This is a genomic window from Bosea sp. RAC05 (assembly GCF_001713455.1).
Classification (GTDB): domain Bacteria; phylum Pseudomonadota; class Alphaproteobacteria; order Rhizobiales; family Beijerinckiaceae; genus Allobosea.
In genome coordinates, this window is the sequence record NZ_CP016464.1 from 3,999,523 (window position 1) to 4,019,939 (window position 20,417).

A 20,417-nucleotide genomic window follows, 5' to 3' on the forward strand; every position below is an offset into this window, starting at 1 on the left:
GAGCGGGTCAGACCCGGGCAGGCCGCGGATATGGCGTGCAGGCGCGACAATTGCCAGCCGTGCCGACGCATGCCCCCGCCCGGCCCACGGCTTGACGCATCTCCTGCCGTCATCCCATGACATGACACGATGACGGCGACAGACGAAGCAGCATCTCCGACAGGCCGGGCGCCACTGCGCCTGGCGCTCTACCAGCCCGACATTCCCCAGAACACCGGCACCATGATCCGCATGGCCGCCTGCCTCGGCGTCGCCGTCGACATCGTCGAGCCCGCCGCCTTCGACGTCTCCGACCGGCATTTCCGCCGCTCGGGAATGGATTATCTCGAACGCGCGGCCGTCACCCGCCACGCCTCCTTCGCCGCCTTCGACCGCTGGCGCCGGCAGGCGGGGCACCGCCTGATCCTGGCCGAGACCGACGGGCGCACCCGCCATCTCGATCTCGCATACGCGCCCGGCGACATCGTCATGGTCGGCCGGGAATCGGCCGGCGTGGCGCCCGAGGTCTATGCGGCCGCCGATGCGGTGGTGCATGTCCCCATGCTCGCGGGCCTGCGCTCGCTCAACGTCGCGATTGCGGCCGCCCTGGTTCTGGGCGAAGCCTTGCGTCAGGTCGGCGGCTTCGTCCCGGCGACCGGGACCGAAGACCAACATCAAGAAACGTATCCAGGGTGAGGAGACGGGGATGACTGACCACAAGGCCGCCGCCGCGGCGCCGAGCGACCCCGCCGCGCTCGAGAAGGCCGAGGCGATGAAGCCGCGCGCGAAAGCCTGGTTCGAGACGCTGCGGGACCGCATCTGCGCCGCCTTCGAGGCGATCGAGGCCGAGGCGACCGGCCCCTTCCCGCCCGAGGCGAACGCGCCCGGCCGCTTCGTCCGCACGCCCTGGCAGCGGAACAACCATGACGGCGCGCCGGGCGGCGGCGGCGTCATGTCGATGATGAGCGGGCGCGTCTTCGAGAAGGTCGGCGTCCATGTCTCGACCGTCTACGGCACCTTCCAGCCCGAATTCGCCGGCCAGATTCCCGGCGCGGCGGAGGATCCGCGCTTCCACGCCACGGGCATCTCGCTGATCGCCCATCCCTGGAACCCGCACGCGCCGACCGTGCATATGAACACGCGCTTCGTCGTCACCACGAAGCCCTGGTTCGGCGGCGGCGCCGATCTCACCCCGGTGCTGGTCGCCAGGCGCAACCAGGACGATCCCGATGCCATCGCCTTCCACGCCGCGATGCGCGACCCCTGCGAACGGCATGCGCCGATCGCCGACTATCCGCGCTTCAAGGCCTGGTGCGACGAGTATTTCCACCTGAAGCATCGCGACGAGCCGCGCGGCATCGGCGGCATCTTCTACGACTATGTCTGGTCGGGCGATCCGGACGGAGACCTCTCCTTCACCCAGGCCGTGGGCGAGGCCTTCCTCAACGCCTATCCGCCGATCCTGCGCGCCAACATGGGCAAGCCCTGGAGTGCGGCCGAGCGCGAGGAGCAGCAGGTCCGCCGCGGGCGCTATGTCGAATTCAACCTGCTCTACGACCGCGGCACGATCTTCGGCCTGCGCACCGGCGGCAATGTCGACTCGATCCTGTCCTCGATGCCACCGACGGTGCGCTGGCCCTGAGCGAGGGCTGCGTCAGTCGGCCGCTTGTCCCGGGCCCGTCGACCGCAGGGCCTCATCCAGAAACCGCCATTGCGCGGCTGTGTCGGGAGGGGCGCCCCCCTCGATCCAGGCGCGCCGCGCCGCCGCCAGCACCTGCCCGACCCGAGGCCCCGCGGGCACGCCCAACGCGATCACGTCGCGCCCCGTCGGCTGGAAAGGCGGCGTCCGAGCCAGTTCGGCGATCACAGCTTGAGCCCGCCCGGCAGCCTCGGCGCCCCGCCCCGCCAGCAGCACGAGCCCGGCCGCCACGGCGTCCTGCCCGAGCCGGTGGGCGAGATGCCGCAGCAGCGCCAGCGTCGCGGGCGAATCCCGGCCTGACAGCCCCTCCAGCGCCAGCGCAATGCGCTCGATCCGGTCGAACTCGTCATTGGAGAGGCGAAGCTCCTCGCGCAGGCGCATTGCGTCCTCGCGCACGCCGACGGCGAGCGCCGCCAGCCGGAAGGCGGGGAGCACGCCCTCGCCGCCGCCCTCAGTCACCGCCTCGAAGCGCGCCAGATGCGGCACGCGGCCGATCATCGGCATCAAGAGCCCGGCCTCGGCCATGACCCGCAGGGCGGGCGCGGCGCCCGGCGCCACCAACAGCTTCATCAACTCGGCTCGGACGCGTTCGCGTGACAGCCCCGCCAGCCCGCCCCGCCCCGCGATGCAGGCGCGGACGCCGTCGGTATCCGGCGAACCGGCCCCATAGCGGGCGTGGAAGCGGAAGAAGCGCAGGATCCGCAGATAATCCTCGCGGATGCGCGTCGCCGCATCACCGATGAAGCGGATGCGCCGCGCGGCGAGATCGGCGAGCCCGCCGCAGGGATCATGGACAGCACCGGCCCGGTCCAGCGAGAGCGCGTTGACCGTGAAGTCGCGCCGCCGCGCATCGGCGTCGAAATCGCGCCCGAAGCGGACCGTCGCGCGCCGGCCGTCGGTCTCGACATCCTCGCGCAGCGTCGTGACCTCGCAGGCGATGCCATCGGCGACGAGGGTCACCGTGCCGTGCTCGATCCCCGTCGGCACGGGCTTGAATCCGGCCAGCCGGCCGCGCCGCATGGTGTCCTCGGGCAAAGCGGTCGTCGCCAGGTCGATATCGCCGATCGGCTCGCCGAGCAGGGCATCGCGCACCGCGCCCCCGACGACGCGGGTTTCCTCGCCCTCGCCGTTGAGCGCCTCCAGCAGCCCGGAGAGCGACGGCCGCGCCAGCAGGGCGGCAATCCGCCCCTCGGGAGAGGTCATTTGAAGCGGCCGGGCACCAGCTGCCCGTTCTCCATATGCGGCGGCTCATAGGCGCCCGTGGCGCGCGGCGCGGTCCAGCCGCCATAGGCGACGAGCGCGATCGCCAGCGACAGGCCGACGATCGACAACCAGAAGAGATGCCGGCTCCAATGCTCGACATCGAACGGGTTGCGCCGTTTGACGATGAGGTAGCCGGCGAAGATACAGAATGGCAGGACGAAGAGAAGCACCTCTTCGATGATCGAGCGCAGCATGGCCTTGATCGTCCAGTCCTGTTCAGCCCGAGAGCCGCTCGTAGAGATTGCGGATCATTCCGGCGGTGGCGCCCCAGATATAGCGATCCCCGAACGGCATCGCATAGTAGGTGCGGTAGAGCCCTTTCCATTCGCGCCCTTCGCGCCGGTGATTGGCCGGGTCGAGCAGGAAGGACAAGGGCGTCTCGAAGGCGTCGTCGACCTCGTGGGCGTTCAGCGTCAGGGTGAACGGCGGCTCGAGCAGGGCGACCACCGGCACGATGCGGTAGCCGGTTCCCGTCAGATAGGCATCGAGAAAGCCGAGCGTGCGGACGCGCTCGCGCGGCAGGCCGATCTCTTCCTCCGCCTCGCGCAGCGCCGTCACGACCGGCGAACCGTCGACGGCATCGACGCGCCCGCCCGGAAAGGCGACCTGCGCCGAGTGGCTGCGAAGGCTCGCCGCCCGCTGCGTCAGAAGCACCGTCGGCCCCTCGGGCCGCGGCACGATCCCGATCAGCACGGCGGCGGGAACGGCCGCCGTCTCGTCCGGCGGCTTGATCGGCCGAGGCTGGTGGTCGTGGTCGCCGCGCGGGCGGGCGATGACGTCGCCCAGGGCCGGCGGCTCCGCCCGCAACCGCTGCATCGCCAGCGCCGCGAACTCCTCGGCGGTCAGATTGAGAGCCTGCATCACGCTGCGTCGATCTCGCTCGCCGGCACCGCCGGATAGAAGGAGCCGGCCACGGCGACGCCGAAATGCGGCACCCCGCCCGCCTCGCGAACCTCTCCCAGCGCCAGCAGATCATAGGTCAGCGCGCGGGTGAGCCGGGCCCAGAGATTGCGGCGCACATGGACATAGGGCTTCAGCCCGTCGCCCGCGGCCTCCCGCTCGAAGCGAATCGGATGCTCCGGACCCACCTCGACAAGATCGTCCACCTGGGTCCGAAAGGCGATCGCACGAGCCTGGCCCTCTCCGTCCACCGCCATCTCGACGGCCTGGAAGGGGGCGTCCTCGACGGTGATGCCGAGCTTTTCCACCGGGGTCACGAGAACGTAATCCTCCCCGTCCCGCCGCAGCACGGAGGAAAACAGTTTGACCAGCGCCGGCCGGCCGATCGGCGTGCCCAGATAGAACCAGGTGCCATCGGCGGCGATCCTGATGTCGATATCGCCGCAGAAATCGGGGTTCCAGCGCTCGACCGGCGGCAAGCCGCGCTTCTCCCCGCCCTTCAGCGCCGCCAGCAGCCGCTCCATCGCGCCGCCCTCGCCACTCATCGAAAAGCCCGCCTGCGCCGCATGCGGCATAGTGGTTGCATCATCGCCTCTGCCTTGAACTCCACATAATCGTGAAGCCGTGTTCTGTGCACCGCGTCATTCCGCCCTTGAGCCGGCATGACGCCCCGTCCACACTCAACGGCTCAGGCCGTTGCAGGTTGCGCGACGCTGGAAGGCGCGGGCCCAGAGGGTGAAGGAGATCGATATGGTGGCGCAAGTCCGTGCGGCGGAGACCAACCCGCCGGTCAGCCTCGATACCGGAATCGTCGAGGCGGCGGAAGCGGCGCTGGGCGCCATCGGTGCCGCCCGCACCGAGATCGGCCGCGTCATCTTCGGCCAGCAGAAGGTCGTCGATCTCTCGCTGATCACCCTGCTCGCGGGCGGCCATGGCCTGCTCGTCGGCGTGCCCGGCCTCGCCAAGACCAAGCTGGTCGAGGCGATGGGCACCGTGCTCGGCATGAGCGCGCGGCGCGTCCAGTTCACGCCCGACCTGATGCCCTCCGACATCCTGGGCTCCGAGGTTCTCGACGAGAGTGCTGACGGCAAGCGCCATTTCCGCTTCATCAAGGGCCCGGTCTTCGCCCAGCTCCTGATGGCCGACGAGATCAACCGCGCCTCGCCGCGCACCCAGTCGGCGCTGCTGCAGGCGATGCAGGAGCACCACGTCACCATCGGCGGCGAGCGCTACGACCTGCCCGCGCCCTTCCATGTGCTGGCGACGCAGAACCCGATCGAGCAGGAGGGCACCTATCCCCTGCCCGAGGCGCAGCTCGACCGCTTCCTGCTCGAGATCGACGTCGCCTATCCCGACCGCGAAGCCGAGCGCCGCATCCTGCTCGAGACCACCGGCGCGTCCGAGCACAAGCCGGCCCAGGCGATGACGGCCGAGACCCTGATGTCGACGCAGCGGCTGGTGCGCCGCCTGCCCGTCGGCGAGGCGGTCGTCGACGCGATTCTCGATCTCGTCCGCTCCGCCCGCCCCGGCGAGGGCAGCGACGCCGCGATCACCGACAAACTCGCCTGGGGCCCCGGCCCGCGCGCCAGCCAGTCGCTGACGCTGGCCTGCCGCGCCCGCGCGCTGGTCGAGGGCCGTCTCGCGCCCTCGATCGACGATGTGGTGGCGCTCGCCATCCCGGTGCTCAAGCACCGCGTCGCGCTGACCTTCGCCGCCCGCGCCGATGGCGAGACGGTGGAGGGCATCATCGGCAAGCTCGTCGAGCGACTGGGATAGGGGGCGAACACGGATGCTGCGCACGCGCGTTCTCGGATCAGCCGAACGCCAGCCCGCGAGGCCGGTCGTCACCGCCTCGCTCGATCTGGCGGCGCGCCTGCCCCGGCTGATCCTCGAGGCGCGGCGCGTCTCCGCCAGCCTGCACGGCATCCACGGGCGCCGCCGGGCGGGCCCGGGCGAGACCTTCTGGCAGTACCGCCCGCTCGTCACCGGCGAATCCTCCTCCCGCATCGACTGGCGCCGCTCGGCCCGCGACGGCCATCTCTTCGTCCGCGAACGCGAATGGGAGGCTTCGCACGCGATCTGGCTCTGGATCGACCGCTCGGCCTCGATGGGCTTCGCCTCCAGCCTCGCGCTGGCCTCGAAGGTCGATCGCGCCCTGATCGCCGGCTTCGCCCTCGCCGAAACCCTCGTCGATGGCGGCGAGCGCGTCGGCCATCTCGGGCTGACGCGGGCGCTGGCCTCGCGCCGCATCGTCGAGACCCTGGCCCAGGCCATCCTGGCCGATGCCAAGGGAGCCGATCTCGACCTGCCGCCCGACGGACCGCTGCCGCGCCTGGCCGATGCGATCATCATCACGGACGGGCTCTCGCCGGCTGATTCGCTCGCCCGCCGCATCGCCACCCTCGCCTCCTCCGGCGCCCGCGGCCACGTCCTGCTGATCGCCGACCCGATCGAGGAAACCTTTCCCTTCACCGGCCAGGCCGAGCTCTTCGATCTCGAGGATGGGCTCTCGCTGCGCGTCGGCGATGCCGGCTCCTGGGGGGCGGAATACCGCCAGCGTCTGGAAGCCCATCGCGATGCGATCCGGGAGGCCTGCCGCAAGGCCGGCTGGACGCTGACGCTGCACCGCACCGACCGGCCTGCCAGCGAAGGCGTGCTGCGGATCGCGAGCCTCGTCGCGGCGTCGCGCGGAAGCGGGAGATAGCCGGTGCTGAACGCGCTCCCCCTCGCCTTCTCCGCCCCGCTCGCGCTGGCCGCGCTCGCGCTGCTGCCCGCGCTCTGGCTGATCCTGCGAGTCACGCCGCCGCGGCCGCGCCGGATCGACTTTCCGCCGCTCAAGATCATGGCCGACCTCGTCGCCAAGCGCGAGATGCCGGCCCATACGCCCTGGTGGCTGCTGGCGCTGCGCATGCTGGTCGCGGCGTTGGCGATCTTCGCCGTGGCCGGCCCGGTCTGGAACCCGACCCGCGAGGCCGGGCCGCTGCAGGGCCCGATGCTGCTGCTGGTCGACAACGGCTTCGGCGCCGCGGCCGACTGGCCCGAGCGCCTGCTGGTCGCCGAATCCCGCGTCGCCGCCGCCGCCCGCGAAGGCCGCCCGGTCGCCCTCGTCGGCCTGGCGGAAAACCCGGCCGAGATCGCACTGTCGGAGCCGCGCGCCGCCCTCGACCGTCTGCGCGCCTTCGCCCTGCAGCCGCATGCACCCGACCGTGGCGCTCACCTGCCGCGCATCGAGACCTTCCTGCGCACCTCGCCTGAGGCCGAAGTCGTCTGGGTGGCCGATGGGCTTTCGGTCTCCGACGACGGCGCCTTCCTCGCCCGGCTGAGGCAGGAGGCCGGCTCGGGGCGCCTCTCGATCCATGCCGGCCCCATCGACCAGCTCGCCTTGACCGCGCCCGAGAATCTCGCCGGGGCGCTGGCCGTGAAGGTGCTGCGGCCGACCGCCAGCGCCGCCGCCAGCGGCCTCGTCCGCGCGCTCGACCTCAAGGGGCTGCCGCTCGGCGATGCGCCTTTCGTCTTCGAGGGCTCCACGCTGCAGACCACCGCCCGCCTGACCCTGCCGATTGAGGTCCGCAACGCCGTCTCCAGGCTCGAGATCGTCGGCGAGCGCAGCGCCGGCGCCGTCGCCCTGCTCGACGACCGGTCCAAGCGCCGCCGCGTCGGCATCGTCTCCGGCGCGACCACCGATACGGCGCAGCCGCTGCTCTCGCCGACCTACTATGTCTCGCGCGCGCTCCAGCCCTTCGCCGAGATCCGGGAACCGCGGCCGGGCTCGACCGACCCGGTCGGCGAACTCCTGGCGCAGAACCTCTCGGTGCTCGTGCTGGCCGATATCGGCGCGCTCGATCCCGACACGGCCGGCAAGATCAACGCTTTCATCCAGCGCGGCGGCGTGCTGCTGCGCTTCGCCGGCGCGCGCCTCGCCGCGGCCTCCGACGAGCTGACGCCCGTGCGCCTGCGCCGGGGCGGCCGCACGCTGGGCGGCGGGCTCTCCTGGGAAACGCCGCGCAAGCTCGCCGCCTTCACCCGCGAGAGCCCCTTCTTCGGCGTGCCGGTCAATGACGATGTCCGCGTCAGCCGTCAGATCCTAGCGGAGCCGGAAGCCGATCTCTCGCGCAAGACCTGGGCGGCGCTGGAGGACGGCACGCCCGTCGTCACGGGCGAGCGCCGCGGCGACGGCATGATCGCGATGATGCATGTCACGGCCGACACGACCTGGTCGAACCTGCCGCTGTCGGGCCTCTTCGTCGAAATGCTCAGGAAGATCGTCGGTCTCGCCGGCACCGGCCCGGCCGAGCCCCAGGGAGAGGATGCCCGCGTGGAGACGCTCTCGCCGACCCGCGTGCTCGACGGCACCGGCAGCTTCCGCAGCCCGCCCGCCACGGCGCAGCCGGTGGCGCGCAGCTTCACCGGCCGTGCCACGCTCGCCCATCCGCCCGGCATCTACGGCCCCGCCGACGGCTCGCTCGCGGTCAACACGCTCAACCCGACGGACACGCTGCGCGCGATCGACCTCGCCGCGCTGGGTGTAGCCGTTCTGCCGGTCGACAAGCCGGTCGCACTCGACATCCGCCCGCAGCTTCTGGTGCTGGCGCTGCTGCTGCTGGTCGCCGACACGCTGGCGACGCTCTGGCTCGGCGGCCGCCTGAACTTCGCCCGCAGGGCCCACCGCGCCGCGCCCGCCACCATCCTCCTGGCGCTGGCGCTGGGCGGCGGCACGCTGCTGCAAGACGAGGCCCGCGCCCAGGCGCCGGCGCCCCCTGCCGCGACGCCCGCGCCGGACCAGCGACCGCCGATCCCGCGCGAGCTTTTCGCCGCCGGAGCGGTCACCCGCCTGGCCTATGTCGTCACCGGCGACCGCACCGTCGACGAGATGTCGAAGGCCGGGCTTGCCGGGCTCAACCTCGTGCTCGGCGCGCGCACCGCGCTCGAACCGGGCGAGGCCGTCGGCGTCAACGTCGACCGCGACGAGCTCGCCTTCTTCCCGGTCCTGTACTGGCCGATCGTCTCCGGCCGGCCGATCCCCTCATCGGAGACGCTGCGCAAGCTCGAGGCCTATATGAAGGGCGGCGGGCTGGTGATCTTCGACACCCGCGACGCGATGAGCGCTCGTCCTGGCGGCGGCACGACGCCCGAGGGCGACCAGCTCCGGCGCATGCTGCAGACGCTCGACATTCCCGAGCTGGAGCCGCTGCCGCGCGACCACGTCCTGACCAAGACCTTCTACATCCTCGACGGGTTCGTCGGGCGCTATGACGCCGGCACGACCTGGGTCGAGATCCTGCCGCCCGCCGGTGCCGACGGCCGCCGCCCGGCGCGGGCCGGCGACAACGTCTCGCCGATCGTCATCACCTCGAACGATCTGGCCTCGGCCTGGGCCGTCAACCGCCGCGGCGAACCCATGGTGCCGATCTCCGGCTCCGATCCGCGCCAGCGCGAAATGGCGCTGCGGGCCGGCGTCAACCTCGTGATGTACGCCCTCACCGGCAACTACAAGGCCGACCAGGTCCATGTCCCGGCCCTGCTCGAGAGGCTGGGCCAGTGAGGCGCGCTCGAATGATTCAATGGCTGCGGGGGCGTAGCGACAGGACCGTGATCTGATGTGGAGCCTCTCCTTCGCGCCGCTCGTCCCGCTGCCGTTGCTGATCGGCCTGGCCGTTCTGGCGGCGCTGGCGGCGGGCGCGGCGATCGTGCTCGCCGGCAAGAGCGCGATCCTGCGCGCCCTCGCCCTCGTCGTGCTGACGCTCACGCTGGCCGACCCCTCGCTCGTCTTCGAGGACCGCGAGCCGGTCAAGGACGTCGTCTCGGTCGTCGTGGACCGCTCCGCCTCGAACCGCCTGAGCGACCGCTCGGCCCAGACCCAGGCCGCCCAGGCCGAGATCGAGCGCCAGCTGCGCAGTATCGGCAATGTCGAGTCGCGCATCGTCGAGGTCCGCGATGCGCAGGGCTCGGGCGATGGCACCCGGCTGTTCGAGGCGTTGGCCGCCAGCCTCGCCGACGTGCCCTCCGAGCGCGTGGCCGGCGCGATCGTCATCACCGACGGCCTTGCCCATGACACCCCGCCGACGGCTGAGGCGCTCGGCCTGCGGGCGCCGCTGCATGTCCTCGCGACGGGCCGGGAGCGCGAGATCGACCGCCGCATCGTGCTGGTGGATTCGCCGCGCTTCGGCATCGTCGGCAAGGACCAGACGGTAAGGCTGCGCGTGCTCGAGAAGGGCGGCCCCGGCCGCGCCGCCCTGACCGTGCGGCGCGATGGCGAGATCGTCGCCCGCCGCGAAGTCACGGTCGGCCAGACCGTCTCGCTGCCGGTCCGCATCGACCGCGGCGGCCCCAATGTCATCGAGATCGAGGCCGCCCCGCTCGACAACGAGCTGACGCTCGCCAACAACCGCGCCGTCATCACCATCGAGGGTGTGCGCGACAAGCTGCGCGTGCTGCTGGTCTCGGGCGAGCCGCATCCGGGCGAGCGCACCTGGCGCAACCTGCTGAAGGCCGACGCCAATATCGACCTCGTCCATTTCACCATCCTGCGCCCGCCGGAGAAGCAGGACGGCACGCCGATCAACGAGCTGTCGCTGATCGCCTTCCCGACGCGCGAGCTGTTCCAGGTCAAGATCAAGGAATTCGACCTGATCATCTTCGACCGCTACGCCAACCAGTCGATCCTGCCGCTGGTCTATTTCGACAACATCGTCCGCTATGTCCGCGAGGGCGGCGCGCTGCTGATCGCGGCCGGTCCGGAATATGCCGGCGCCCAGTCGCTGGCCCGCACGCCGCTCGGCCAGATCCTGCCGGCGATCCCGGACGGCTCGGTGATCGACGAGGCCTATCGCGCCCGCGTCAGCGAGCCCGGCAAGCGCCACCCGGTGACGCGCGACCTGCCGGGCTCGGAGGTCGAGCCGCCGCAATGGGGCGAGTGGCTGCGCATGGTCGGCGCCCGCGCCCGCACCGGCTCGCCGGTGATGACCGGCCCGGGCGATCGCCCGCTGCTGATGCTGGCGCGCGAGCAGAAGGGCCGCGTCGCGCTGTTCCTGTCGGACCATGCCTGGCTCTGGGCCCGCGGCTTCCGCGATGGCGGCCCGCATCTCGACCTGCTGCGCCGCCTCGGCCACTGGCTGATGAAGGAGCCCGATCTCGAGGAGGAGGCCCTGCGCGCCGTCTCGCGCAGCGGCTACATCGAGGTCGAGCGCCAGACGCTGGGCGACAACCCGGCCCCCGTCGTGGTCACCGGCCCGGACGGCCAGTCCCGCTCGATCCCGCTGGAGCCCGGCCGCCCCGGCCTGTTCACGGCCCGGATCCCGACCAGCGAGTTCGGGCTGCACCGGATCGCCGGCGACAACCTCACCGCCTTCGCCAGCGTCGGCCCGGAGAACCCGCGCGAGCTGATGGAGGTCGTCAGCGACCCGGCCCAGCTTCGCACGCTGGCCGAGGCGACCGGCGGCTCGTCGCGCCGCATCGGCCAGGAGGGCGGCTCGGACGTCACGGTGCCGCGCATCGTGCCGGTGCGCTCGGGCAGCCAGTTCGCGGGCTCGGACTGGATCGGCCTGCGCATCAGCGATTCCGGCATCGTGCGCGGCGTGCAGATCTCGCCGCTCTTCATCGGTCTGATCGGGCTCGCCCTGCTCTTCGGCGCCCTCGTTGCGGGCTGGATCGGCGAGAGCGGCCGTCGCTTCAACCGGCGACCGGACGCAACGGCCTGACGGGCCTGCCCGTCATTGCGAGCGCAGCGAAGCAATCCAGGGGGACGCAGTGCTCTGCCGCTCTGGATTGCTTCGCTGCGCTCGCAATGACGATCTCTATCGGATCGCCGTCACCGCGCCGCGCCGCTGCGCCAGCACGCCCTCGACCAGCTCGAGCGCCAGGAACCGCGCCGGATCGGCCGGACCGGGCAGCACGAGCTGGCCCGGCGGAATGACCCTGAAGCCGAAACGGGCGTAATAGGGCGCGTCCCCCACCAGCATGATGAGGTCATGCCCGCCGGCGCGCGCGGCCTCGATCGAGCGGTTCATCAGCGCAGCCCCGATGCCCCGGCCCTCGAAGGCAGGGTCGACGGTGAGCGGCCCCAGCATCAGCGCGCCCTGGCCGCCGGCCATCACCGGCGTCACCCGGATCGAGCCGACGAGGAAGGTCCCGACATGCGCCGCGAAGGTCAGCGCCGGATCGGGCGGCACGCCCTCGCGCAGGCGGAAGGCGGTGCGCGCGAAGCGCCCGGGCCCGAAGGCGCGCTCATGCAGCCGCTCGATCGCGGCCGCATCGGCGGGAAGCTCATGGCGAATGGTCAGGGGAAGCGAAGTCATTGCGGCGGCAAACCTGCGGACGGGCAGAGGCTGGGCAAGTGAGGGCGGGGTCCGCGCGCGGCGCGGCCCTGCCCGAAGCGCGTTCAGCGCGCCGGTCGTCGCAGGAGGGAGGTCGGGAGCCCGATCGTCATGGTGGCGGCGCTGTAGCAGAGCGGAGGGTGGGCGTCCATCGGCCACCTCTGTTCTTCCGGGCGACACCCGTGACGTGGCGACCGGGCCTAACCGCCCAGCCTGATCAGAAGCCGCCCGAGAAGCCAGCCGGCCAGCCGAGGCAAGCAGTAGAACGATAGGCCCATGAGGACCCAAGCGGGCTCGGAGGCGAGTGTATGGAGCGTTTGGTCGAAACTCCCCACGAGGATCGCCAAACCGACGGCAAGGCCGACCGACCACCAGGGCTTGTTGAACAGCCCCAAGAGCAAGCCCAACCCGAGAACAACGAGAACGATGCCTTCTCCCATCGGCAGGTTACTCACCATTCTGCGGCAGGGTCGATCCCGCCCGCGATCTCGGCCAGCCTCCTCCGCGTCCCCGGCGTCAGCCCCTGCGGCAAGGTATCGAGCGGAAAGAAGCGCGCCTCCGCGATCTCCAGATCGGGCGTCTTGGCCGAGTCGACGACGAAGTCCCTGACGACATAGAGCGCCACGTGATCGCGCCGTGAGATCTTGCAGTTGAAGTAGACGCCGAACAGCGTGGCGGGCCCCGACAGGCTGATCCGGGCCTCCTCCGCCAGTTCGCGCGCCAGCGCCTCGACCATCGGCTCGCCGACCTCGACCCCGCCACCCGGCAATTGCCAGCCGGGCGTATAGGTGTGCCGGACCAGGAAGACCTCGCCCCGGTCGTTCAGAACCGCCGCGCGCACGCCCAGCGTCATGCCGCGCCTGAGCCGGAAATAGACATGCAGCAGGCGGATCTGCAGGCGCTGGAGCCGCGTCAGGTTGCTGTCCGAGTCCCGCTCCGCGCCGGTCTGCGCTCGTCCGCTCACGCATGGCCTCCAATGGTTACCGAATTGTATATGCAAATTACGCATGACGGACCCCCGCCCTGCGGTGCCGAACGTCACAACCGCGCCGCAAACCGGGCCGATATCCCAGCCTCATTACTAGGGAATACCGACATGCTTCTTTCGTTCATCACCGCGCTCTTCCGCGCCAAGCCCGCCTTCGTCTGGCAGCCCGCCCTGACGCTGACCGATTCGCGCATCGTCTCCGAACTGACCGGCGCCGCAAACTGAACCATCCTCGCCCTCCGCGCACGCGAAAGCGTGCGGCACGGATGGCTTGACGATGGCTTGGCCGCAAGGCTAGCGCAGAGCGTGTTCAAGCTCGCGCACCTGTCCGATCCCCATCTCGGCCCGCTCGCGGGTTTTTCGCTGCATCAGCTCTTCGGCAAGCGGGCGACCGGTTACGTCAACTGGCGCCGCAAGCGCCGGCACGCGCATGACATGGATATCCTGGCGCTGATCGTGGCGGATATCCGCGCGCAGCAGCCCGACCATGTCGCCTGCACCGGCGACGTATCCCATATCGGCCTGCCCAACGAGTTCAAGACGGCGGCCGCCTTCCTCGACGAGCTGGGTCCGCGCGAGGCCGTGAGCTTCGTGCCCGGCAACCACGATGCCTATGCGCGCTCCTCGCTCAAGGCCCTGGCTTACCATCTTGGCGAATGGGTCACGGGCGACGACGGCCGCACCGGCTATCCCTGGTATCGCCGCCGCGGCCCCGTCGCGCTGATCGGGCTCAACACCGGCGTGCCCACCCTGCCCCTGATGGCGACCGGCAAGGTCGGCCGCGACCAGATCGCCAAGGCCGAGATCCTGCTCGACCGCGCCCGCGACGAGGGGCTGATCCGCGTCGTGCTGATCCACCACCCGCCCTATGTCGGCGGCGCCCGCCGCTCGCGCGAGCTGGTCGATGCCGCCGCCTTCGAGGCCATGCTCGCCCGCAAGGGCGCCGATCTCGTCATCCACGGCCACAACCATCGCTTTTCGCTGGCCTGGCGCCCGGGGCAAGGCCGCGACGTGCCGATCGTCGGCGTGCCCTCGGCCTCGATCGGCCCGCTCGGCCATGGCGAGTTGGCGAGCTGGCATCTGTTCAAGATCGAGGGCGACGCGAGCACCCCGCACATCACCTTCGAGCAGCGCGGCTTCGAGCTCGACGGCACCGTGATGCTCCACCAGGAGATCGCGCTGCATACCAAGCCGGTGTGACGAGACGCGTCATTCTCGGGCGACGCCGGGCGCCGACCCGAGCATGACGCGAAATCTCAGATGCAGCGGCCGCCATCGACGGCCAGCACCGTCCCCGTGACCATCTCCGCATCATCAGAGCAGAGATAGAGCGCCGCATTGGCCATGTCCTGCGGCGTCGAGAGCCGGCCCCAGGGGATCGAGGCGCGGAACTGCGCACGCTTCTCCGGCGTGTCCTCGCCCATGAAGGTCGCCAGCAGCGGCGTCTCGCCGGCCACCGGCGCGATCGCGTTGACGCGGATCCGGTCCGGCGCCAGCTCCACCGCCATCGACTTCGACAGCAGGTTGGCCGCCCCCTTCGAGCCGTTGTACCAGGTCAGGCCCGGCCGGGGCCGGACGCCCGCCGTCGAACCGATGTTGAGGATCACGCCGCCGCCATGCTCGCGGAAATGCGGCACCGTCGCCTTCGCCATCAGATAGATCGACTTGACGTTGACGTCGAAGACGCGGTCGAACTCCTCCTCGCTGACGTCGAGCATGGGCTGGTTGCGGTGGCTGATGCCGGCATTGTTGACGACAATGTCGAGCCGGCCGACCTTGGCGATGACGCGCGCCACGGCCTTCTCGACGCTCTTGCCCTTCCCCACATCGCAGGTCACGGCGAAGGCCCGGCGGCCGATCGCCTGCGCCGCTTCCTTCGCCTTGTCTCCGTTGAGATCGAGCACCGCCACCCGCGCGCCCTCGCGCACGAAGGTCTCGGCGATGCCGAAGCCGAACCCCTGCGCCGCGCCGGTGACCAGCGCCGTCTTGCCCTTCAATCTCATCGTCGTTCCCCTGCCAGCAGGCCGCGCGTCGCGACCGTTACGCGCCGATCTCCTCGCGGAGCAACTCGAGTTCCAGCCAGCGCTCCTCGAGCCCGGCGATCTCGCGGGTCACCTCTTCGAGCCGCGTCGTCGCCTTGGCGAAGAGCTTCGGGTCGCGGGTGTAGAGATCGCCGGCGAGCGCCTGGTTGAGCTTGGCGGCCTCCGCCTGCAGCACCGTGATGGTCTTGGGCAACGTCTCCAGCGCATGCTTCTCGTTGAAGGAGAGCTTGCGCTTCGAGGTCGGGGCGGCTGGCGCGCTGGGCGCGGCTGCGGCCGGCTCCGCCGCGGGGACGCCCGCCTTCGCGACAACCCTGACCTTCGCGCCGACGCCGCGCCCGCGCTGGGCGAGCATGTCGGTGTAGCCGCCGGCAAACTCGGTCCAGACGCCGTCGCCATCGGAGATCAGCGTCGCCGAGACGACGCGGTCGATGAAGTCGCGGTCATGGCTGACCAGCAGCACCGTGCCCTTGTAATCGGCCAGCAGCTCCTGCAGCAGGTCGAGCGTCTCGAGGTCGAGATCGTTGGTCGGCTCGTCCAGCACCAGCATGTTGGAGGGCTTCGCCAGCGCGCGCGCCAGCATCAGCCGGCCGCGCTCGCCGCCCGACAGCGCGCCGACCGGCGTGCGCCGCTGCAGCGGCTGGAACAGGAAGTCCTTCATATAGGCAATGACATGGCGCGGCGTGTCGCCGACCATCACCTGGTCCGAGCCGCCGCCGGTGAGCGCATCGCCCAGCGGCGTCGCGGGATCGAGGCTTTCGCGGCGCTGGTCGAGCGTCACCATCTCCAGCGAGACGCCGAGCTTCACCGTGCCGGAATCGGGCGCGAGCTGGCCTGTGAGCAGGTTGATCAGTGTCGTCTTGCCGGCGCCGTTGGGGCCGACGATGCCGATCCGGTCGCCCCGCGCGACGCGCAGCGACAGATCCTTGATCACGACATTCGAGCCAAAGGCCTTGGAGACGTTGAGCGCCTCGATCACCAGCTTGCCCGAGGTCTGCGCCTCGCTGGCCTCCAGCTTGACGCTGCCGACGGCGAAGCGCGCGGTGCGGCGCTGCTCGCGCAGGCCGTGGAGTTCGCCGAGCCGGCGCTGGTTGCGCGTGCGCCGGGCGCTGACACCGTAGCGCAGCCAGTCCTCCTCGCGGGCGATCTTGCGGTCGAGCTTGTGGCGGTCGAGCTCTTCCTGGGCGAGGACCTCGTCGCGCCAGGCCTCGAACTCACCGAAGCCCCGGTCCATGCGCCGCGTCAGGCCACGATCAAGCCAGATCGTCGCCCGCGACAGATTGGTCAGGAAGCGCCGGTCATGGCTGATCAGGACCATGGCGGAGCGCAGCGACTTCAGCTCCTGCTCGAGCCATTCGATCACCGGCAGGTCGAGATGGTTGGTCGGCTCGTCGAGCAGCAGGATGTCGGGCTCGGGCGCCAGCACGCGCGCCAGCGCGGCACGACGCGACTCGCCGCCCGACATCGTCGCCGGATCCTCCTCGCCGGTGAGGCCGAGTTCGTCGATCAGATACTGCGCGCGATAGGCGTCGTCGCCCGGCCCCAGCCCCGCCTCGACATAGGCTAACGAGGTCTTGTAGCCCGTGAAATCGGGCTCCTGCGGCAGATAGCGCACGGTGCAGCCAGGCTGGACGAAGCGCTCGGCCTTGTCGGGATCGACGAGGCCGGCCGCGATCTTCAGCAGGGTCGACTTGCCCGAGCCGTTGCGGCCGACGAGGCAGACGCGTTCTCCGGCCGAGACCGCGATCTCGGCCGCCTCCAGCAGCGGTTGTCCGCCGAAGGTGAGCGCGACGTCGCGCAGATGCAGCAAGGGGGCCATGGCGTGTCCGTGAAGGGAGATGGATGGCGGGATAGACCGGCAGCCCCCCGATGTCACGCCCGCAGGCCCTGGCACGGTGCTTGCCCCGCCCTGCGCACTTGCTAACTTCGCAGTCGCACAGGACGAAGAGAACCGCGATGTCTCGCCAGCGCCCCATCGGAATCGGCCACAATGGCGGGCCGCCACTCAAGGAACGCAGGCGCCGGTCCGAGACCGGGACGGGCCGGATCGGCCGCTTCTTCGACTGGCGTTTCGCCCACCGCAAGGCGTGGAAGAAGCCGCGCGACATCGCGCTGCGTCGCGAGGACAACGCCGAAGCGCTCGGCCTCACCTATGAGGAGTATTCGCTCGAGATCATGGAGCGCGGCTACCATCCCCAGCCCGAGCATGTCGCGGCGATCAAGGCGAAGCGGGCGGAGCGGCGACGCACCGGAGGCGTCGTCGGCCAGTCGCTGAAGGGCCGACGCCTCGACTGAAGGCCTCGCCTCAGGCGCCCGTCCAGCGCCGCAGCGCGCGCGTCACCGGGGCCTCGAACAGACGGTGCACCAGCAGCGCCGCGATCACCGCGCTGGCCAGGGCGGCCGCAACGAAGAGCCAGGGCTCGAACAGCCCGACCCGCGCGAAGACCTCGCGCAAGCCGCGGATCGCGAAGGGGTGGACGAGATAGAGCGCGTAGGAGGCGTCGCCGATCCGGGCGAGCGTTATCGTCAGCACCGAAGGCGCAGCCGGCTCGCGGGAGCCCGTCACCGCCGCCAGCACCAGCAGCGCAGCGGCTGATCCGTGCAGGGCAAGATCGCGCCAAGGCCCCGCCGACAACAGCGCATGCGGGCTCCACAGCAGCAGGCCGATGGCGACGGCCACCAGCGCGACGCGCGGGCTCGCCCCCAGCATCAAGCCACGCCGATGCAGCAGCGCGATCCCCATGCCCGCCGCGAATTCGAGCACGATCGGCTGACCCCAGAAGCCGAAGGGCAGCGGCAGCGGCCCCATCGCGGCGGTCCCACAGACCAGGATCGCCAGCGCGAGCGTCACGGCCGGTACGACAACGGCGCGTGGCAGCGCGAGCGCAGCCGCAAACAGCGCGTAGAACAGCATCTCGTAGTTCAGCGTCCAGCCGAGCGAATAGACCGGCTGCACCAGCCCGCTGGACGAGACCGCGGGCCAGAACAGGTAGGAGGCCATGATCTGCCCGACGCTCGGCGCCGGCGAATTGAGCGCCGCAGGCAGCGCGAGCCCGATCAGCAGGAACAGCGTCGTCGCCGCCCAGTAGAGCGGCACGATCCGCACCAGCCGCCGTTTCAGGAACAGGGCGGGCGCGCCCGGCCGGTCGAACAGGGGCGCAGAGGCGTGGACCATGATGAAGCCGGAGACGACGAAGAAGATGTCGACGCCCGCCATCCAGGGCAGCAGATCGCTGCCGGCGAAGGGCTGCCCCGCCAGCCGCGCCAGCACCGCGGCATCGGGCTGGACATGATGCACGGCCACCATGAAGGCCGCGAGCGCCCGCAGCACCTGGATCGGGAGGATGGCAGACAAGGCGGGGGCGAGCGGTCCGTTCGGGCCCGCCGGCCGGCGCGCCGTGGTCAGCCAAACCACAAGCGCGCGGGATCGTCGAGGCCGAAGCGCGCCGGCGCGGCGGCGATCGTGGCCATGCCCCGCTCGGCGCCGTCGCGGGCGGTGATGACATGCAGCGAAAAACGCGCGGCGAGATCTTCCATCGGCGGCTTGGCGGAAAAGACGGTCGCAATCGCACCGCGCTCGGCCAGCGGGAGCAGCCGCGGCACGATCCCGCCCGAGAGATAAACGCCCCCCGTCGCCTTGAAGGCGAGCGCGAGATCGCCGGCGACGCGGGCGAGCAGCCGCCAGAAGCAGATCACGGCCATCAGCGCGGCCGGCTCCCCGTCGAGCGCCAGGGTCGTCACATCCGCGGCGCTGACATCGGGCTCGCGCAGGCCGGAGCTGGCCGCGACGGCGCGGTGGAAGCGCACCAGCCCGTCGCCGCTGAGCAGCGCCTCGACCGTGACGCGCGGCAGGCCCGCCGCCAGCGCCGGCCAGATCTTCTCCTCGGTCGGATCCTCCGGGCCGATGCCGATATGCCCGGCCTCGGTCGGCACCAGCACGCTGCGCCCGGCCCGGGTGACGATGGCCGCCGCACCGAAGCCGGTGCCCGGCCCCAGCACGAGCCTGGTACCGCCGGCTTCCGGATCGCCGGCCACCAGCGTGGTCACATCGCCGTCTCCGAGCACGGCGAGCGAAGCGGCCTGTGCCTCGAAATCGTTGACGAGGAGCCCCTGCTCGAGCCCCAGCGCCCGGCCGAGAACAGGGCCGTCGAAGGTCCAGCTCGCATTGGTCAGCCTTGCGACGCGCCCTTCGAGCGGGCCGGCCACGGCCAGGATCGCGGAGCGCGGGCGCTGGGCGAGCGTGGTCAGCACGCTCTCCAGGGCGGCTTCGGGCGTCGCCTGGCTGCCGGTCGCGATGCGGGCGAGAGGGACGGGCTGGGCGCCCGCCTGCTCGACCAGCGACAGGCGGCAATTGGTCCCGCCGATGTCGGCGACCAGGACCGGCCAGGCGAAGGGCGGCATCACGCCGCGTCCAGCGGGTCCGGCCGCGGGTCGTGCCGGCGATAGGGGGCAAACCAGCCGAGCCCTTCGAGCGTGCCAGCGCGCGGCCGGTATTCGCAGCCGACGAAGCCGTCATAGCCGAGCGCGTCGAGCAGGGCGAAGAGCTTCGGATAGTCGGGCCCCTGATCGTCGGGCTCGTGGCGGCCGTTGGCGCTGGCGATCTGGACATGGCCGACGAGCGGAAACAGCGCCTTCAGCCGGCCGGCCACGTCGCCATGGATCAATTCGCAGTGATACATGTCGAACTGCAGCCTGACATTGGCCCGCCCGGACTCGCGCACATAGGCCGCGGCCCGGTCGAAATCATTCAGGAAATAGCCCGGCATGTCCTTGCCGTTGATCGGCTCGAGCAGGAGTTCGATCCCATGCGGGGCCAGCACATCGGCGGCGTAGGCGAGCGAGGCGCGGTAGGTCGCCTGCGCGGTCGCGTCGTCCGGATCCGCCAGACCCGCCATCATGTGCAGGCGCTTCACGCCGGTCTCGTGCGCATAGGCGAGCGCCGTCTCGACTCCCGCGCGGAACTCGGCCTCTCGGCCGGCGAGCGCCGCGATTCCGCGCTCGCCCTTGGCAAAATCGCCCGGCGGCAGGTTGAACAGCGCCTGCTGGAGATGCCCACCCACCAGAGCCAGCCCGACCTGCTCGGCCGGGTGCTCATAGGGGAACAGGAACTCCACCGCCTCGAAACCGGCATCCGCCGCCGCCTTGAAGCGGTCGAGGAAGGCCCATTCATTGAACATCATCGAGAGATTGGCGGCGAAGCGAGGCATGACGGTCCCGGAGGCTGATGAACTGCCGCG

At 70.9% G+C, this 20,417-nt stretch carries 19 protein-coding genes; 8 read left to right on the forward strand and 11 right to left on the reverse strand.

The window, feature by feature from the left end; genetic code table 11:
* The first annotated feature begins 129 nt into the window (after positions 1-129).
* Both BSY19_RS22455 and hemF read left to right on the forward strand, forming a co-directional pair.
* Positions 130-675 (forward strand): tRNA (cytidine(34)-2'-O)-methyltransferase, encoded by a 546-nt coding sequence (locus BSY19_RS22455; protein WP_069056100.1) that lies wholly within the window; start codon positions 130-132, stop codon positions 673-675.
* A 10-nt stretch (positions 676-685) separates the two neighbouring features.
* Positions 686-1,621 (forward strand): oxygen-dependent coproporphyrinogen oxidase, encoded by a 936-nt coding sequence (hemF, locus tag BSY19_RS22460; RefSeq protein ID WP_069056101.1) that lies wholly within the window; start codon positions 686-688, stop codon positions 1,619-1,621.
* Between the two features lie 12 nt (positions 1,622-1,633).
* Here hemF and BSY19_RS22465 read toward each other — a convergent pair whose 3' ends face one another.
* From BSY19_RS22465 to BSY19_RS22480, 4 genes are read right to left on the reverse strand one after another with little or no spacing between them, the layout of a single operon-like run.
* Positions 1,634-2,881, reverse strand: a complete 1,248-nt coding sequence (locus BSY19_RS22465) for a CCA tRNA nucleotidyltransferase (RefSeq protein ID WP_069056102.1) — start codon at positions 2,879-2,881, stop codon at positions 1,634-1,636.
* Entirely contained in the window at positions 2,878-3,135 is a 258-nt protein-coding gene (locus BSY19_RS22470) for a DUF6111 family protein (RefSeq protein ID WP_069056103.1), read from the reverse strand. The genes BSY19_RS22465 and BSY19_RS22470 overlap by 4 nt, the downstream gene beginning before the upstream one ends.
* 22 nt (positions 3,136-3,157) lie before the next feature.
* A complete protein-coding gene (locus BSY19_RS22475; protein WP_069056104.1) occupies positions 3,158-3,802 on the reverse strand; it encodes a CoA pyrophosphatase in 645 nt (214 codons plus the stop codon).
* Positions 3,802-4,386, reverse strand: coding sequence for a DUF1285 domain-containing protein (locus tag BSY19_RS22480; protein WP_069057314.1), 585 nt, complete (start codon positions 4,384-4,386; stop codon positions 3,802-3,804). Before BSY19_RS22480 ends, BSY19_RS22475 begins: the two co-directional genes overlap by 1 nt.
* A gap of 205 nt (positions 4,387-4,591) precedes the next feature.
* Between BSY19_RS22480 and BSY19_RS22485 the strand changes: the two genes are divergently transcribed.
* Genes BSY19_RS22485 through BSY19_RS22500 form a run of 4 tightly spaced genes read left to right on the forward strand, consistent with a single transcriptional unit; the run spans position 4,592 to position 11,538 of the window.
* On the forward strand, positions 4,592-5,617 hold the full coding sequence (locus BSY19_RS22485; RefSeq protein WP_069056105.1) for an AAA family ATPase: 1,026 nt from the start codon (positions 4,592-4,594) through the stop codon (positions 5,615-5,617).
* A gap of 13 nt (positions 5,618-5,630) precedes the next feature.
* The gene (locus tag BSY19_RS22490; RefSeq protein WP_069056106.1) at positions 5,631-6,545 is read left to right on the forward strand and encodes a DUF58 domain-containing protein; all 915 of its coding nucleotides are present in this window, start codon (positions 5,631-5,633) and stop codon (positions 6,543-6,545) included.
* Between the two features lie 6 nt (positions 6,546-6,551).
* Positions 6,552-9,383 carry a DUF4159 domain-containing protein gene (locus BSY19_RS22495; protein ID WP_069057315.1) on the forward strand — a complete coding sequence of 944 codons (2,832 nt, stop codon included), beginning with the start codon at positions 6,552-6,554 and terminating at the stop codon, positions 9,381-9,383.
* Positions 9,384-9,438: 55 nt separating this feature from the next.
* Entirely contained in the window at positions 9,439-11,538 is a 2,100-nt protein-coding gene (locus BSY19_RS22500; RefSeq protein WP_069056107.1) for a hypothetical protein, read from the forward strand.
* A gap of 96 nt (positions 11,539-11,634) precedes the next feature.
* Here BSY19_RS22500 and BSY19_RS22505 read toward each other — a convergent pair whose 3' ends face one another.
* Together BSY19_RS22505 and BSY19_RS22515 are read right to left on the reverse strand one after the other, a co-directional pair.
* Positions 11,635-12,135 carry a GNAT family N-acetyltransferase gene (locus BSY19_RS22505; RefSeq protein WP_069056108.1) on the reverse strand — a complete coding sequence of 167 codons (501 nt, stop codon included), beginning with the start codon at positions 12,133-12,135 and terminating at the stop codon, positions 11,635-11,637.
* Positions 12,136-12,604: 469 nt separating this feature from the next.
* On the reverse strand, positions 12,605-13,117 hold the full coding sequence (locus BSY19_RS22515) for an NUDIX domain-containing protein (RefSeq protein ID WP_442856667.1): 513 nt from the start codon (positions 13,115-13,117) through the stop codon (positions 12,605-12,607).
* 330 nt (positions 13,118-13,447) lie between these two features.
* On the opposite strand from BSY19_RS22515, the gene BSY19_RS22520 reads away from it, so the two are divergent.
* Positions 13,448-14,341 (forward strand): metallophosphoesterase family protein, encoded by an 894-nt coding sequence (locus BSY19_RS22520; RefSeq protein WP_069056110.1) that lies wholly within the window; start codon positions 13,448-13,450, stop codon positions 14,339-14,341.
* A gap of 56 nt (positions 14,342-14,397) precedes the next feature.
* Here the strand turns inward: BSY19_RS22520 and BSY19_RS22525 are convergent, their stop codons facing one another.
* Together BSY19_RS22525 and BSY19_RS22530 are read right to left on the reverse strand one after the other, a co-directional pair.
* Entirely contained in the window at positions 14,398-15,144 is a 747-nt protein-coding gene (locus BSY19_RS22525; protein ID WP_069056111.1) for an SDR family oxidoreductase, read from the reverse strand.
* Positions 15,145-15,181: 37 nt separating this feature from the next.
* Complete coding sequence (locus BSY19_RS22530) at positions 15,182-16,999, reverse strand: ABC-F family ATP-binding cassette domain-containing protein (RefSeq protein ID WP_069056112.1); 1,818 nt, start codon at positions 16,997-16,999, stop codon at positions 15,182-15,184.
* 137 nt (positions 17,000-17,136) lie between these two features.
* On the opposite strand from BSY19_RS22530, the gene BSY19_RS22535 reads away from it, so the two are divergent.
* Complete coding sequence (locus BSY19_RS22535) at positions 17,137-17,475, forward strand: hypothetical protein (RefSeq protein ID WP_069056113.1); 339 nt, start codon at positions 17,137-17,139, stop codon at positions 17,473-17,475.
* A 10-nt stretch (positions 17,476-17,485) separates the two neighbouring features.
* Here BSY19_RS22535 and BSY19_RS22540 read toward each other — a convergent pair whose 3' ends face one another.
* The 3 genes from BSY19_RS22540 to otnI are packed head-to-tail and all read right to left on the reverse strand — an operon-like array spanning position 17,486 to position 20,387.
* On the reverse strand, positions 17,486-18,535 hold the full coding sequence (locus BSY19_RS22540; RefSeq protein ID WP_236840428.1) for an acyltransferase family protein: 1,050 nt from the start codon (positions 18,533-18,535) through the stop codon (positions 17,486-17,488).
* A gap of 47 nt (positions 18,536-18,582) precedes the next feature.
* Entirely contained in the window at positions 18,583-19,581 is a 999-nt protein-coding gene (locus tag BSY19_RS22545) for a glucokinase (RefSeq protein ID WP_069056114.1), read from the reverse strand.
* Positions 19,581-20,387, reverse strand: coding sequence for a 2-oxo-tetronate isomerase (gene otnI, locus BSY19_RS22550; RefSeq protein WP_069056115.1), 807 nt, complete (start codon positions 20,385-20,387; stop codon positions 19,581-19,583). The genes BSY19_RS22545 and otnI overlap by 1 nt, the downstream gene beginning before the upstream one ends.
* Between the last annotated feature and the right edge of the window lie 30 nt (positions 20,388-20,417).